Below are 15,154 nucleotides of genomic sequence, written 5' to 3' on the forward strand. Positions count from 1 at the left end.
GGAAGGATGATGAAGCGTTTTCTGTCGATACTATTTGCCATATCGCTCCTGGGTGCCCTGCTTTACGGCTGTTCCAGCAGCAGTTCCGACGCGCCTCTGCTCGGTACCGCTCACCCGGACGGCTGGGTGTTGACCCATAAAGCTGATTACCGCGCCGACCCGGCCAGCTGTACCGGTTGTCATGGCGGCAACTACGAAGGCAGCGGCAGTGCCCCGGCCTGCAGAAGTTGTCATCTCGGCTCGGCACCGAATTTCTCGGTACATCCCGATCGCTGGTCGGCAAACGGGGCCGAGCCATTTGTCGAACATCGCCATTTCCACAATGACGACAAGGTCAGCTGGACCACCTGCGCTACTGCCGAGTGCCACGGCGCCACCCTGAAGGGCGGCAACGGTTCCGGCCCGACCGGGCCGAGCTGTTTCTCGACCAGTTTCACCAACGACAACGCCATCACCAATGGTTGTCATCCCACCGGGCCACCGGCACCGCAGTCCCATGCCGGTGGCAATTTCAGTGATCCGGCCAACCATGGGCCCGAGGCCAAGGGGGCCAACCAGAACAACAACAACCAACTGGTCTGTCGCAACTGTCACGGCAGACCGTCCAATACCTTTGACGGTGGCATGGTTGCCGATCCGAATATCATCAATAATCCCAACGGCACCTGCTCGCAGCTTGCCTGCCACCCGGCGGCACAGGCGCATCCGACCGAATGGCAGGGCAGCGGCAGTGTTCCCGGGATCGATCCGGCCTATTTCTCCTCCCATCGGACCACCGACCAGGTCACCCGCGACGAGGCCTGCGTTCTCTGCCACAGGGTGTCTTCCGGGGGGCCGGGACCCAAGCCGGGCGCACCGAGCTGTTTTTCCAGCAACTTCACCAATGCCAACGGCACCGCCAACAATTGTCATGCCAACGGCCCCGGTGTCGCGCCCCATCCGACCGACGGCAGTTATCGCAATCCGGATGGCCCGACGGGGCACGGTCCTGACGCCAAGGCCAACCTGTCTTTCTGTGCCGGTTGTCATGCGACCAACACCGCGGCGGGAAGCAACCCCCGTTTCAATGTCCAGATCGGCGGTCTGCTGAACGGCTGTGAAACCTGCCACAAGGCGGGAACGGCGCATCCCGATTCGGACCGTTGGACCTTCAATCAGGACGGGCAGACCCGGCGGACGCATTTCGCGGCCGGTAATGTCACCACCGCCTGTGCCATGTGCCACAATGTCAGCGTCGGCGACAGCGGCGGAGCGGCCCCGGCCTGTACCGGCTGTCACCTGATCCAGGGAGTGTTCACCAGCCTTGACTGCACCAGCTGCCACGGTACCCCGCCTGACGGTACGGCGGATCTGACCGGTTCGACGACTCCGGTCGCCCATCAGACCACCAAGGCGGGCGGCGGCAACTTCACCGATGTGACCGGTGTCCCGCAGCATGAAACCTGCGCGGTCTGTCATGGCGCCAGGGATGACGGCAATGGCCGCCTGACGGTCAAGAACAGCAACTACGCCCTGTTTGACCGCAATTCCGCGACTTACAACCAGGGTGGGGATCACCTGGACGGGCAGATCGAGATGAACGGCCCGGCACCGAATACCGGCGCCGCCTACGACCCGGGAACGGTCGGCTGCGCCAAGGCCTGTCACGCCAACGACAACGCCCATCAACTGCCCAATGTCTCCGGGCTCACCATCGCCAACGGAGACTACGGAGCGGGCAGCGGCTGCACGTCCTGTCATCAGTATCCGCCGGATACCAGCCCGGTACTCGGCGCGCCGGCGATTGTGCCGGTCACCCATCTGTTCAGCGACAATGGCGTCAAGCTGCTCGCCAATCACGACGATTGCGCCGTCTGCCACGGGACCAGGGATGACGGCACCGGAGCCCACGCTCCGGCGGTCAACTACAACCCCAGCGTTGACCATCAGAACGGCAGCATCAATATCAATATCAACTACGGCTACAGCACCACCACCGGTGGTTGCGCCCAGTCCTGCCATGGCGACAACGCCAGCCACCGGTTCCCGGTTGGCGGTGGCTCCGGTAATACCATTGTCGAAGGCGATTACGGCCAGTCGGTTGCTGGCTGCAATGCCTGTCATGGTTACCCGCCGGACGGCAATGCCGACAGTACCCCGGCGGCGCCCGTCAGCCATCTTTTCAATGACAGCGGTGCAGCCCTGCTGGCCAACCACAATGAATGCCAGCTCTGCCATGGAACCAAGGATGATGGTAACAGCGCCCATCTGCCGACCGGTGACTACAACGTCTCCACCGACCACAGCAGCGGCAGCATCAACATCAACAGCCAGCTGCAGTATGTTTCCAATCCCGCCGATCCGACCTTCGGCGGCTGCAACAACAGTTGTCACGGCAACGACGCCAACCATCGCTTCCCGAACAGCTCCGGGTTGCCGATCACCCTTGGTAATTATGGCGGTTTTACCTGCGCGTCCTGTCATGACAACGGCGCCAACGGCGCACCGATCGTGAAGATAGGTCAAAATTTACATACCAGCGGGAACTGCGAAGACTGCCACCCCGGCGGTACCCGCGGCACCCTGCATGGTGCCGGAACCCCGGTACAACCGGAGGTGGTGTTCATTCCCAATAACCCGACCGTCGGCATCAACTACAGCAGTCACGGCGGCATCTATCTCGGCGGTGACGCCACCAGCCAGACCACCGAGGCCGAGATCTGCTGGGGCTGCCATGACAGCTTCAATCCGAAAATCAGTGAATGGGGCACCAACAGCACGGTCAATACCGGCCTGGTCGGCTATGATTACGGCCAGATCTATGCCGATGCCGGCACCACGACTGTCACCTCGAACTGGGTCAACGCCTGGTGGAAATCGGCGACCCCTGATTTCGCCTACAAGACCGGCCAGGTCAGCTCGACCCATTCGGTCAATCCGGCGGTCACCGGCCCCGGGGTCGATAACGTCGCCCAGATTCGCTGTTCCTACTGCCACGATGTCCATGACCGCAACCAGGCTCCCGGTGACAATGTCTCGAACGCGCCCTACCTGCGCGGTACCTGGAAGGGGAACCCCTATCCGGAGGACGGCGCCCCGCAGTCCGGGCACACTTACAATATTTACAACCGCTATGGTCCGGTGCCGCGCGGGGATATCAGCAACAACGAGACCGGCGGCTACCAGATCGACCAGAATAATGGTAGACCCAATACTTGGAGCGCTGATCAGTTCGGGGGACTGTGTGAACTCTGCCACGCAAATACCGGCGATCCAAGTTTGAACGGGAACGGGGTATGGGATCCGGGCGAAATCGATACTCTCAATGAATTCGGTGATCCCGCGCAGGCCTGGGTCGGCACCAATGGCCACTCGGCCGCCGTCAAGGGCGGAGGCGGCACCAACGCTGCCGATATCCTCACCGCAGCGATCCGCAACCCGTCAGGGATCGGTAACAATAAAAATGATTCGGGTCGTCCCGACATGGGGTATTACTCTTACAACGGGAGTCGGGGGTATGGTTTCCGCAGCCTGCACAGCAACGGCTGGCAGTTGTTGCCGAGTCTGGACGGATCAACGGAGAACTATGCTTTTAAAGACTACTCCTGGCAGGATCTGAACAACAATGACATCAACACCGATACCGGACTCGATACCAGTGTGCATGAGTTCACCTGCTCCAAGTGTCACAACCCGCACGCCTCGCGCCTGCCGAGGCTGATGATCACCAACTGTCTGGATACCAAGCACAACACCTGGGATGATGATTTCCAGACCATCCCCAACACCAGCAATGGTGACGGGGCTTCAACGCCGAGCACCGAGAATATCGGTGTCACCTGGTCCAACTCAACCTCGGCGCAGAACTGTCACCGGGTGAAAGATCCGAGCTTTACGAATGCGGGGGGGGATGGCTGGAACCGGGTGACCCCGTGGGGCGCCGGCGGCGGCAGCGCTCCGGACAACGGAACCATTCCATAAGGAGGGAGAAGATGATGAAGAAATATCTCAAACCGAAAGTCGTCGGCAGTGGCAATGTTCACCCCTGCTGAGAGATGAAGAAGGGGGCGGGTACCTGTGGTGCCCGCCCCCTTCGATTATTATGTTGTCGTTTTCCTCGGTGTGCAGTCGGATTAGTCTTTCTTCTCCGGTTTGTCGGCGGGTTTCTGGCCGCCGAGGAACCGTTCCAGCAGCCCCGTCGGGCTGAGAACGCTGCGCTTGGCCTCATCGACCTTCTTCACCGTGCCGAAGATCTTGCCCGCCATCGCCCCGGCCCGCCCCGGGCCGAAGACCAGCACCAGGATCAGGACGAGTATTCCGATTTCCATCCAGCCGAGTCCAAACATGACCGCATCCTAGCCCAGACGGGGGCAACTGGCAAGGATGGACATCCGGATTTCTTTGCGTTATCCTGACTGCAATTGTCAGCTATTGGTTTGAAAATCTTTGGCCACCAAGACACCAAGGACGCCAAGAAAACCTTTTTTAACGGAGATACGCAGAGCAGGAGAGGGTGGATGTTAAACAGGTTTTGACTTTCTTGGCGCCCTTGGCGTCTTGAGCGAACAGCGTGAGCGGGCGGCTCATGAATCAAGGAATTTCTTCATGAATATCGAACAGATGAAGCTGGTTCTCAAGGAGATGCTGGCGAAAACCGACCTGACACCCTGCGTTGTGGGGCACCGCGGGGTCGGCAAAACGGCCGGGATCATCCAGGCGGTCAGGGATCTTGAACGCGACTATGTCTCGTTGCGTCTCGGTCAGATGGAGGTTGGCGACCTGGTCGGCATTCCCTGGCGGGATGGCGACACCATGCACTGGTCGCGTCCCTCCTGGTGGCCCGGGGATGACGCGCCGCCGACCGTGGTCCATTGCGACGAACTCAACCGTGCCCAGCAGGAGGATACCCTGCAGGCGATCTTTCAGTTCGTCGAACCGCCGGCCGAGGGGATGCGCCGGGCGCTGCACACCCATCGGCTCGATCCGAAGCACCGGGTGGTGGTCTCCATCAATCCGCCCGACGGCAGTTACCAGGTGGCGACCCTCGACCGCGCCCTGCTGGATCGCATGGTGCTGATCTATGTCGAGACCGATTACCGGTGCTGGGCGCGTCATGCCCGCAGCCGGGATTTCGACGGCGATGTGCAGCAGTTTCTCTCTGCCAGTCCGGCGCTGCTGGCGCGGCAGGGCAGTCCCCTTGACCTGCAGGTGGAACCGACCGAACGGGCCTGGGAGATGGTCAGCACCCTGAAAAAACACTGTCGCCTGCCGCGGGAACTGGAGATGGAGGTTTATGCCGGTATCATCGGGCAGGAGGCGGCAGTGGCTTTTATGCAGTGGTGCCGTGAAAGGAAGGATCGCCCGGTGACCGGACGGGAAATCCTGGAGAACTGGGACAAGGTGGCCGAACGTGTCAGGGGACAGCGCCACGACCTGCTGGCGGCGACCCTCAGCGACCTGGTCAGCACCCTGGAAACCTCTCCGGAGCTGGATGAAACCGGCGAGGCCAACCTGGTCGCCTGCATCGCGGTGCTGCCACGCGATCTGCGGTTCGGGCTGGTCAAGTCGCTGCTGAAGATTCCTGCCGTCGCCGCTATTCTCGCCAGGGACGAACACGACGCGGTGGTGTATGACGCTATTGCGGCCTTGAGTCGAGAGGCCTCTTGAGTTTGAGGGCCGCCAAGGCGCGAAGACGCCAGGAAAATCAAAAATCAGGGGCGGCTCCTTTCTTTGTCGGGACGACTGCGACTCTGCGCCTCTGCGCGAGACATGCGTTCTCCGTGGTAACCCAAAACAGGGCGCTGTCCCTGGTTTAAGTCATGGAACTTCTGCAGAATGCCATCATCCGCCTGCTGAAAAAGCGCCCCTTTTACGGCCAGCTGCTGCTCGCCTGCGACCGTCGCGGCGGGGATGCCGAGAGCTTCGGCCTGCATCTGCAGAACGGCACCCCGGTCCTGACTTGCGGCGACGACGTCCTGGTTCAACATCCTCCGGACGTGCAGGAGGCACTGTTTGAGCATCTGCTGCTGCACCTTCTGCACCTCCATCCGCTGCGCGGCAAGGGACGCCATCCGCTGGTCTGGGCTATCGCCTGCGACCTGGCGATCAATCCGGCCATAGAGAACCTTCCAGACTACGCCACCCTGCCGGCACAATATGACCTGCCGGACGGCCTGGCGGCCGAGGAGTATGAACAACTTCTTCTGCGTCGTTTCGGGCTCGGCAACCAGCGCGGCGAGGGGGAGGGAGAGGCTGACCGGAGCGCCCAGGGGAGCGAGGCTGCCGGCGAAGGGGATGCCGAGCAGGAACTGGCGCGGGCCGCGCAGGAGCGTAACCGGCTTGATGACCACCGCGACTGGCCGGAGGCGGACAGCACCCCGCGGCGACTGGCGGAACAGGTGGTGCGGCAACTGGTGCGCGATGCTCATCGTAAAAGCGACGGCGCGGTGCCGGCGGGGCTTGAGGCCCTTGTCGCCGACTATCTCGCGCCGCCGGCCATTCCCTGGCGCGAGGTGCTGCGCCAGTTTGTCGCCACTGCCGGCCGGGTCGGCCGGAGCGGTACCTGGAAACGCGAGCATCGCCGTTTCGGACATGAGACTCCCGGGCAACGCAAGCGACGGCGGCTCAACCTGCTGGTCGGCATCGATGTGTCCGATTCGACCATGGCGCCCGAACTCCGTGAAAGTTTTGCCCGGGAACTGCTGCAGATTGCCCGCGGTCGTGACAGCCTGCTGACGGTTCTCTACAGCGGCAGCCGTATCCAGCAGATCAGGCGTTTTTCCAGCAGCAACGCGGTTCACGAGGTCTTCCATGGCGGCGGTTTCACCGATCTGCGCCCGGTGTTCGACTATGCCCGCGAGATGCGGCCGCAACCGGCAGCCATCATCTACCTGACCGACGGTTACGGCGAGGCACCGGAAACAATGACAATCCCCACCCTCTGGGTGTTGACCGCCGACGGTCGCAAGCCGGCCGACTGGGGAGTGGAACTGCGTTTGGGGGATGAGACGTGAGATGGGAGATGGGAGATGGGAGATGGGAGATGCAGCAGACTGAAGCGATGACGGAAGACTCGGTCCGTGAACTGGTCGAAGCCGCCGGGGCGCGGGTGATGTCGCGCGGCGGCCGGACGGAGCATTATGGTTCGCCGCGGGAATTTTCCTTCGAGGTCAAGGCGGTGTTTGCCAACGGCCTGGCACTGCATATTATTGCCCGCCAGTACAATTACCGTGACCCCTGGGAGGCCGAGGGGCGGGTCAACGACCTGGTCGACGTGGCGCTGATTCAGGGCGGCGGTCCAACCTGTCTGCCGAAAGGACATTCCTGGTTCCAGGGGCGGGACGAAGAGGAAGGAGTCGACTGGCCGGGATTGCGGCAGATCGTCGAAGTGGTCAGCGGGCTTAATCCGAAGGTTATAGAACTACAGCGACTGACCGGCGATTTGTGAGGTAGGGGCGGTTCTTTTCCGCCAACTCTGCGTTGCGGTCCTCTTCGCTTGTGCGACGTAGCTGCCGCTACGCCTCCGCACTCATCGGACCGCGCCTTGATTTGACGAAAAATCCCTCGCCCTTGAACCGGTGGGGAAGGGTGAAGCGGTCGTTCTTCGTAGAAGGCAGTGCGGGAGCGGTTCTTTTCCGCCAACTTAAGCGTTGTGGCCCTGCGACATAGCTGCCGTGTTCATCGGGACAGACAAACCGAAAAGCGGCCTCGCGCCCGTTCGCTTCCGCTCACTCGAGACGCAGAGAGCGCGGAGAAGGTCATGGTGGGATGTTTCTCTCTGTGATCTCTGCGTCTTGAGCGAATGCAATGAACGGGCGTGAGACACGGGGTTCAGGTTTTGGCTTTTGGTGGCCTAATCCTTCGATTTTCCCTGTTTCTTCTCCAATTCATCAACCCGTCTGCGCAGCTCGTCGCTGAGGGTCACCTGGCCGTCGAGAACACAGCCGCGCCGGCCGGGGATGCATTCCCCGCCGAGTTTGCGGCAGCAGTCGTCATTGGCGTCATAGTTGATGCAGGCGAAGGTCAAGGTTCACTCCGGAAGTTTCCAGGCTACGCGTTCATCCCCCTGCCGCAGGGTGTATTTCTTTGCGTCCCAGTATTCGAGCAGCGCCTGGACCTGCTTGCGCGCCGAGCCGAAAAGATCGCGAAACTGGGCGAGGGTGAGCGTCTTTTCGTCGGCGAAATGGTTTTTCAGCAGGTCGAGAGCTTTGCGATAGCTGTCGCTGTGGAGGAAATTTTCCTCGTTCAGCCGCACTAGGATACCCTGGTTGAAAAGCAACTGCAGCAGCGGTTCCGCCTGCTCCAGGGTCATACCGATCTGGCCGAGCATTTCCCGGTGGTTTTTTGCCTGCGGACCGGCGCTGCGGTAGAGTTCGACGATGCGGTCCAGCTGTTTCTGCATGGCCGGGTCGATCCTGATCTCGAACCCTCTTTCTGCCAGCCATTCATCGTTCTGCACCAGCTCGCCTGATACGAGCAGCCGGTTGAGCAGGGCGTCGAAGCCTTTCTGTTTCAGCTGTCCGGGAAGAACTCCCTTGAGGGTCGCTTTGGCCATCCCCGGCTGCAGCGGTTGGTCGCGGTGCCATTTCCTGACGGCGTTCAGCAGCAGTTTCTGCCAGTGCCGGGAGGTTTCACCTGCCGTCCATTGTCCCGCCAGGTCTTCGACCAGATCGGATTCCGCCAGCGCCTGCAGGTGGTCCTCGATACGGTCGCGGCCGAGTCCGGACGCGGTTTCAAGTTCGCGTAATCCGGCGCAGCAGAGTTCCTGCAGTTTCTGCAGCAGAAAGGCCCGTTCTCCCGATTCGAGTTCTTTCAGTCCCTGCATGACCTCATCGCGGAAGCGCTTGTGGCGGGCCGGCTTGGGATCGATCACGCTGCCGCCGCCGATGGTGGTGACCGGCGAGTAGGAGCGGATGATGAAGCGGTCCTGTCGGTGGGCGACCAGCGGCCGGTCGAGGTGGATCTGGACCAGCGCGCTCTCGCCGGGACGGAGCACATCGCGGTCGAGCAGGGCGACCAGGCCGACCGCCCGGCCGGTGCCGATCAGCAGGTGGACCGGGTCGCGGAAACGCAGCGGGCGGGGGGCGGTTTCCAGCAGGCTGAGACGCACGTCGAGACGGCGGGTCTGGGTGAAGATACCGGGTGTGGCGATCACCGTGCCGCGTCGCAGTACGCTTCGGTCGAGACCGGCGAGATTGAGGGCGACCCGTTGCCCGGCCGCGGCTGTTTCGACCTTTCTGCCATGCACCTGCACCTCGCGTACCCGCACCTGCAGCCCCCGCGGCAGCACGTCGACCTGGTCGCCTGTGCCCACCCGGCCGCTGAGCAGGGTGCCGGTGATCACGGTACCGAAACCGGCGACGCTGAAATGGCGATCGATGGGCAGCCGCAGGGGCCCGTCGGCCGGTTTCGGTTCGATCCGGCGGACCTCTGCGGCGATGGTCTGGACCAGGTCCGGGATGCCGGTGCCGTCGATGGCGGCAACCCGGCAGCAGGGCGCTCCCTCAAGGAAGCTGCCGGCGACCTCGTCGCGGATTTCTTCCTCCACCAGGTCGATAAGATCCTCTTCGGCCTGGTCGCACTTGGTCAGCACGATGATGCCGCGCGGTATCTGCAGCAGCTGGAGAATCTGCAGGTGCTCGCGGGTCTGCGGCATCACCCCCTCGTTGGCGTCGACTACCAGCAGCACCAGGTCGATGCCGCCGATACCGGCGAGCATGGTGTTGATGAAACGTTCGTGGCCGGGGACGTCGACCACCCCGGCCAGGGTACCGTCAGGCAGGCGGAAGGGGGCGAAACCGAGTTCGATGGAGATGCCGCGCTGCTTCTCCTCCTTCAGGCGATCGGTTTCGACCCCGGTCAGGGCTTTGATCAGGACTGTTTTGCCATGGTCGACATGGCCGGCGGTGCCGATGATGATGTGGCGTGGTTCAGGCATGAATCAATGGTCCGGGGCGTTCAGTGCCGCAGCCAGGCAGCGGCAGAGCAGCGGCTCCTCTTCGGGGAGGACGGTACGCGGATTGAGCAGCAACTGATCGTTTTGGATACGACCGACCAGCGGTGGTTCGCCCTGTCGCAGGCGGGCGGCCAGGGCTTCAACGCTGCCATCGGGCAGGCTCAGGGCCAGCGCCCAGCCGGGCAGTTCGGTCAACGGCAGGGCGCCGCCGCCGACCCGGGAGACTTCCGCGAGAATCTCGACCGTTACGTGTCCGCCGCAGGTTTTTTTCAGTGTGGCGGCCAGCTTGCGGCAACGCCTGCGCAGATTCCCGGCACTTTCAGCAAGCATGCGCAGCACCGGGATTTCCCGCAGGGCCCGTTCCCGGTCGAGGTAGGGACGCAGGGTCGCTTCCAGCGCGGCCAGAGTCATCTTGTCGATGCGCATGGCACGCGCCATCGGATGGCGGCGGATTTTGTCGATTGCCTCCCGGCGGCCGACGATCAGCCCGGCCTGGGGGCCGCCGAGCAGCTTGTCGCCGCTGAAGGTGACCAGGTCAACACCGGCGGCCACCGTTTCGGCGACGGTTGGTTCGTGCGGCAGACCATATTCGGTGAGGTCGATCAGCATACCGCTGCCGAGGTCTTCCAGCACCGGCAGGCCGTGTTCAGCGGCCAGGCCGACCAGGTCGGCGGCCGGTACCGCTTCACTGAAGCCGACGATCCGGTAGTTGCTGGTGTGAACTTTGAGCAGCAGGCCGGTCTGCTCGCCGATAGCGGCGCGATAGTCGCGCAGGTGGGTCTTGTTGGTGGCGCCGACCTCGCGCAGCTGTACCCCGCCGGCCGCCATCACCTCGGGGATGCGGAAGGCGCCGCCGATCTCGACCAGTTCGCCGCGTGAGACGATGGCCTCCCTGCCCTTCGCCAGAGCGGTCAGGGCCAGCAGCACGGCGCCGGCGTTGTTGTTGACCACGGTTGCCGCCTCGGCACCGGTGAGTTTGCAGAGCAGGTCCTCGACATGGCTGTAGCGGTGCCCGCGACCGCCGTTGTCAAGATCGAATTCGAGGTTGGAATACCCCCGCGAAACCCTCTCGACCGCCTGCAGGGCGGCGTCACTCAAGGGGGCGCGGCCGAGGTTGGTGTGCAGCAGGGTGCCGGTGGCGTTGATGACCGGCCGCAGGTTCGGCCGGTGCAGTTGCCGGGCCTGCTCGGCGGCCCGTTGCGCGACTGAGTCGATATCGAGGTCGGCGGCGGTGAAGGCTTCCGGGCGGCCCAGAATCTCCCGCCGCAGGCACTCGACCGTGGCCTGGCAGGCTTCCAGTTGCAGGGCGTGCGGGATATCGGCGGCCAGGTCGAGAAAGGGGGCGGACTGGAGCAGTTTGTCCACGGCGGGGAGGTTGCGCAGCAGGGTCTGTTTGTTTCTCATTATGCGAACTCCAGGCCGGAATTGATGACAAATTTGTGTATCAAATTCCCGCACAATTTACAACCTGCGAAAATGCCCGGAACAGGTTCCGTTCGTTTTCATTGTTATCCCATTTCAGCCCATGCGCTCTCTTGCTCTTTTCATGCCGTCAAAAATCGGCGTGGCAACATCGTCGGGGAAACCTTTGGGTAGCCGAGCGCTGACTCGCTCAATGACAGGATCCATTTCCCCCATTATCCTTTCGATGATCTGAGTCATTTCGTCGCTTGGGAAGTTGCAGCGTTTGGCAGTCGATAGCCAGTGCCTGCCAAACATCCTTTCCCACTGATATTGGCGGTTCTTGCCTCTTAAGGACATTGCCATGGTCATCCGCCTTTGCTCAAGCTGTTTTTTGGCAATTAGCGGATAGGCTGACAGCACATCATAGGCAGGCGTCAGTTGGAATTCTCCACCGGGTTTCAGCGCTAGACTGAAGTTTTTGGCATGTCCGTCAATCGCCCCCAGTACCCAGAACAGAAAAACCCGGGTCATGAAAGTTCTACGATCAGCAAGGCTATGGGCCGATCCCAGCAGCAATTTCATGATCTGCTCAATGCCTGGTCCCCCATCAGACTCATATTTCAGTGCCGGAGGAACCCCCAGGGCCTGGCACATGTCTTCCTGGGGCAGGCGGATCAACCACGACTTGTCAGTTGACCAGCGACGATCAAAGCGTTCCACGACGAGAGCTTTTGTGTCCTCAAAGGTCATCATTTCCGTATTGGCTACGGGGATTTCATAGGCTTTCAGGATGGCATGGCAAAGCCATTCATTTTCTACGCTGTCGCTCAAATCCATGCCGCTATGTTCAATACGGCCGATCGGGAGCTTGAAGATGTGACTTGTTGGGGTCATCCCTAGAGGCCGATGCCACTCATCGTCAAGCCGCAGGAGCGCGGTTTTTTCCTGTGCCCCGGCTATCGAGATGCGAAACTCTTTATCCTCTCGCATGCCCAAAGGCATGGTCCTGTAACTTTTGAGCGTTTCAGCAATTTCTGCGTCGCTTAATGACTCGGATTCTATTTTCTGGACATCGACTTGAGTATCTTCAGGCAACAACTGTATTGCACCGACGCAATCGCTACCCACGTGCCATAACAGATCAAATCCCCGGTTTGATCTGGCCCCAAACCTTTGCTGGATACGGTTTCTTATCGGCTGGCTGTCAGGGAGAAGGTTGTCGAAATAGTTTTCGACTTCATCGCCCGAATAAGTTTGATCTGTTAAGGGCATTGACAGCGACAAGGGGCGCCCGGATTTACTGTCCAGCCATGTCGCGTCGTATTGGAATGCGAGCTTTCCGTTTGAGGCCCTGGAAAGAAGCCCCACTTTTTCCCCGTTCATGAAAATGAATAATTCAGAACCCAGTCGTTTTCGCCCCATTTACCAGGTGTCTCCTTCGCTCATGTCGGATGTTTTTTCTCGGGGTCTCACGATCAATTCCATGTCCAGGGCCGCTAATATCCGGAATAGTGTATCGATTCGAGCGTTGGACTCACCTCTCTCAATTTTAGATATGGTTGTTTGGTCAACCCCCACGAGTTTTCCGGTCTCCGTCTGGTTGAGACCTTTACTTTTTCTCACGGATTTCAGGATTATCCCAAGGCTTTTGGAGTTGACAGCTTTTGTTTTCATCGCGGGCCCCTTGACGTTCTGCTGGATTCTTTATGGTCATTAAGCCATAAAACCAGCTTATGGTCAATAGACCATAAAATAAAAATATGGTTCAATGGCCATAAAATGAATTTATGTTCAATGGGCATAAAGGTGGAGGGGAAGGTTTTGAAGCTGAAAAAGTGCCTGAATTTCAAGCACTTAGAAGACAATGGCGGGAGTAGATGGGAATCGCCGCCTTCGTCGCCGCCGTCCGGGCGGCTCCTGCGTCGGCTCCCCTCCGCTCGCTGCCGCGGCCATCCCTGGCCGCTCATCGTCCGAAGGACGCGCTTGCTCCGCTTCGATTCCCATCGCCAGCGGTCTGCAAGCCTGGTATTTTGGCGGGAGTAGATGGGAATCGAACCCACCAGGGACGGATCACGCCCCCCACCGGTTTTGAAGACCGGGCGCGGCACCAGCCTACGAACTACTCCCTTAAATTCGGGTTTTCAGCGGATCTTTTCACCCAACTCTGCGTCAGATGCTCAACTCCTTGTGTGGCGTACCGGGGTACGCCTCCGCGTCGTTATCACATCTTCCTTGATTTGAGTGAAAATCCCTCGCTGAAACTCCCGAATTTGTTTTCAACAGGTCTTTCTGCATGACGAAAGAATCCTGATTATAGTGATAACACGCTGTATCAACAAGTGTTTTGAGACTATTTCCGTTTTTTTCGGCTTTTGCGCAGTTCCGGGTGCGGGCTGAGCAGGGCGATGGTTTCGACGTGCGGGGTCTGCGGGAACATGTCATAGGACTGCAGCTTGTCGACGCCCATGCCGTGGGATTCGAGGATCGCCAGATCGCGGGCCAGGGTCTGCGGGTTGCAGGAGACGTAGACCATCTTCTTCGGCTGCAGGCTGGCGACCTGCTCCAGCACCTCGGGGGTGCAGCCGGTGCGCGGCGGGTTGACCACCACACGGGTTCCTGACGGCAGTCGGGCGACCAGTTCGGCGACTACCCGGGCGGTATCACCGGCGATGAAACGGCAGTTGTCGAGTCCATTTCTTTTGGCGTTCCGGGCGGCATAGTGGACCGCTTCTTCAACCATTTCCACTCCGGTGACCTCTGCCCCCTTTGCTGCCAGGTGCAGGGCGATACCACCGATGCCGCAGTAGAGGTCAAGGGCCGGCTCGTCCTTTTGCGGCTGCAGCCAGTCGGTCACCTGGTGGTAGATGCGGGCCGCCTGGTCGTGGTTGACCTGCAGGAAGGAAGTCGGGCCGAGATGAACGGTGAAATCACCGAGCTGGTCGCGCAGATCGGGGGCACCGAGCATTTTCAGGGTTTCACGGCCGAGGATGGCGTTGCCGCTGCCGGGGTTGACGTTCTGGTGGATGGCGACCACCTCGGGAACCTTCTTCTGCAGCCACTTGGCGAGGTGGGTGAGGCTGCGGTAGTCGCGGCGGCCGGTGACCAGGGTCACCAGGGCCCTGTTGTTGGCGGGACTGACGCGGATCAGCAGGTAGCGCAGCAACCCGTCTCCCTGGCGCGGATCCCAGACCGAGAGTTTCTGGTGGAGGATCTCTTCGCGGACGACGTCGATGATGCGATTGATCAGCGGATGGTGCAGCGGACAGTTTTTCAGGTCGACGATCTCATGACTGCCGCGTCGGTAGAGACCGATGCGCAGGTGCCGGTGCCGGCGGCCGATGGCCAGTTTGGCGCTGGTGCGGTAGCCGAGTTCCTGCGGGGCGGCGATGACTTCGGGGACCGTGACTCTTTTCAGCCCGGCGTCCTGCATCGCCCGGATGACCTGCTGCCGCTTGAAGTCGAGTTGCGCCCGCGGCTGCAGTTCGATCAGCGGGCACCCCTGGCAGGTCTGGGCCTGTCGACAAGGAGAGGGGCGACGCAACGGTGAAGGCTGGATGACCCGCTGCCGGTGGGCGATGATCCGCCGCTGTCCCTTGTGCAGGATGGTTGCCTCCAGCTTTTCGCCGGGGAAAGCCCCCCAGATCAGGACCTCTTTTCCCATGCTGCGGCACACGCCGAGACCGTCGTCGTTGAGATGGTCGATGGTAAGTTCGAGATGGTTGTCGCGGGGCTGTTTCGGTGCCGGTTTTTTCACTCATGGACTCCTGCTGAAATAGTCTCGGCGACCATAAGCCGAGCGGAACTCTCTGTCAATCG

The 15,154-nt window shown here is 61.0% G+C and carries 11 protein-coding genes and 1 tRNA gene; 4 read left to right on the plus strand and 8 right to left on the minus strand.

Annotation, left to right across the window (positions count from 1 at the left end; all coding sequences use genetic code 11):
- Window positions 1-6 precede the first annotated feature (6 nt).
- Window positions 7-3,960, plus strand: coding sequence for a cytochrome c3 family protein (locus tag B5V00_RS04100; RefSeq protein ID WP_085009489.1), 3,954 nt, complete (start codon window positions 7-9; stop codon window positions 3,958-3,960).
- 152 nt (window positions 3,961-4,112) lie between these two features.
- Here B5V00_RS04100 and B5V00_RS04105 read toward each other — a convergent pair whose 3' ends face one another.
- A complete protein-coding gene (locus B5V00_RS04105; protein WP_085009490.1) occupies window positions 4,113-4,325 on the minus strand; it encodes a Sec-independent protein translocase subunit TatA/TatB in 213 nt (70 codons plus the stop codon).
- 259 nt (window positions 4,326-4,584) lie between these two features.
- On the opposite strand from B5V00_RS04105, the gene B5V00_RS04110 reads away from it, so the two are divergent.
- The 3 genes from B5V00_RS04110 to B5V00_RS04120 all read left to right on the plus strand — a co-directional run bounded on the left by B5V00_RS04110 (window position 4,585) and on the right by B5V00_RS04120 (window position 7,426).
- Window positions 4,585-5,646, plus strand: coding sequence for a hypothetical protein (locus B5V00_RS04110; RefSeq protein ID WP_085009491.1), 1,062 nt, complete (start codon window positions 4,585-4,587; stop codon window positions 5,644-5,646).
- Window positions 5,647-5,798: 152 nt separating this feature from the next.
- The gene (locus B5V00_RS04115) at window positions 5,799-6,992 is read left to right on the plus strand and encodes a vWA domain-containing protein (protein WP_085009492.1); all 1,194 of its coding nucleotides are present in this window, start codon (window positions 5,799-5,801) and stop codon (window positions 6,990-6,992) included.
- A 29-nt stretch (window positions 6,993-7,021) separates the two neighbouring features.
- Window positions 7,022-7,426, plus strand: a complete 405-nt coding sequence (locus tag B5V00_RS04120) for a hypothetical protein (protein ID WP_085009493.1) — start codon at window positions 7,022-7,024, stop codon at window positions 7,424-7,426.
- 405 nt (window positions 7,427-7,831) lie between these two features.
- Here the strand turns inward: B5V00_RS04120 and B5V00_RS17120 are convergent, their stop codons facing one another.
- The 7 genes from B5V00_RS17120 to rlmD form a co-directional block, all read right to left on the minus strand.
- Window positions 7,832-8,005 (minus strand): hypothetical protein, encoded by a 174-nt coding sequence (locus B5V00_RS17120; protein WP_172399617.1) that lies wholly within the window; start codon window positions 8,003-8,005, stop codon window positions 7,832-7,834.
- A 3-nt stretch (window positions 8,006-8,008) separates the two neighbouring features.
- The gene (selB, locus tag B5V00_RS04125; RefSeq protein ID WP_085009494.1) at window positions 8,009-9,916 is read right to left on the minus strand and encodes a selenocysteine-specific translation elongation factor; all 1,908 of its coding nucleotides are present in this window, start codon (window positions 9,914-9,916) and stop codon (window positions 8,009-8,011) included.
- 3 nt (window positions 9,917-9,919) lie between these two features.
- On the minus strand, window positions 9,920-11,338 hold the full coding sequence (selA, locus tag B5V00_RS04130) for an L-seryl-tRNA(Sec) selenium transferase (RefSeq protein WP_085009495.1): 1,419 nt from the start codon (window positions 11,336-11,338) through the stop codon (window positions 9,920-9,922).
- A gap of 114 nt (window positions 11,339-11,452) precedes the next feature.
- Window positions 11,453-12,760 (minus strand): type II toxin-antitoxin system HipA family toxin, encoded by a 1,308-nt coding sequence (locus tag B5V00_RS04135; protein WP_085009496.1) that lies wholly within the window; start codon window positions 12,758-12,760, stop codon window positions 11,453-11,455.
- A complete protein-coding gene (locus B5V00_RS04140) occupies window positions 12,761-13,012 on the minus strand; it encodes a helix-turn-helix domain-containing protein (RefSeq protein WP_085009497.1) in 252 nt (83 codons plus the stop codon). It abuts the gene before it with no gap.
- 357 nt (window positions 13,013-13,369) lie between these two features.
- Window positions 13,370-13,465 (minus strand) — tRNA-Sec (locus B5V00_RS04145).
- 223 nt (window positions 13,466-13,688) lie between these two features.
- The gene (gene rlmD / locus B5V00_RS04150; RefSeq protein ID WP_085009498.1) at window positions 13,689-15,092 is read right to left on the minus strand and encodes a 23S rRNA (uracil(1939)-C(5))-methyltransferase RlmD; all 1,404 of its coding nucleotides are present in this window, start codon (window positions 15,090-15,092) and stop codon (window positions 13,689-13,691) included.
- Window positions 15,093-15,154: the final 62 nt, after the last annotated feature.

The sequence above is a fragment of the Geothermobacter hydrogeniphilus genome, from assembly GCF_002093115.1.
Classification (GTDB): Bacteria; Desulfobacterota; Desulfuromonadia; order Desulfuromonadales; family Geothermobacteraceae; genus Geothermobacter_A; species Geothermobacter_A hydrogeniphilus.

Coding starts and splice junctions, on each gene's coding strand:
- B5V00_RS04115 (WP_085009492.1), top strand. CDS start 5,799: ATGGAACTTCTGCAGAATGCCATCATCCGCCTGCTGAAAAAGCGCCCC.
- B5V00_RS04110 (WP_085009491.1), top strand. CDS start 4,585: ATGAATATCGAACAGATGAAGCTGGTTCTCAAGGAGATGCTGGCGAAA.
- B5V00_RS04135 (WP_085009496.1), bottom strand. CDS start 12,760: ATGGGGCGAAAACGACTGGGTTCTGAATTATTCATTTTCATGAACGGG.
- B5V00_RS04120 (WP_085009493.1), top strand. CDS start 7,022: ATGCAGCAGACTGAAGCGATGACGGAAGACTCGGTCCGTGAACTGGTC.
- B5V00_RS04140 (WP_085009497.1), bottom strand. CDS start 13,012: ATGAAAACAAAAGCTGTCAACTCCAAAAGCCTTGGGATAATCCTGAAA.
- selB (WP_085009494.1), bottom strand. CDS start 9,916: ATGCCTGAACCACGCCACATCATCATCGGCACCGCCGGCCATGTCGAC.
- B5V00_RS04100 (WP_085009489.1), top strand. CDS start 7: ATGATGAAGCGTTTTCTGTCGATACTATTTGCCATATCGCTCCTGGGT.
- B5V00_RS04105 (WP_085009490.1), bottom strand. CDS start 4,325: ATGTTTGGACTCGGCTGGATGGAAATCGGAATACTCGTCCTGATCCTG.
- selA (WP_085009495.1), bottom strand. CDS start 11,338: ATGAGAAACAAACAGACCCTGCTGCGCAACCTCCCCGCCGTGGACAAA.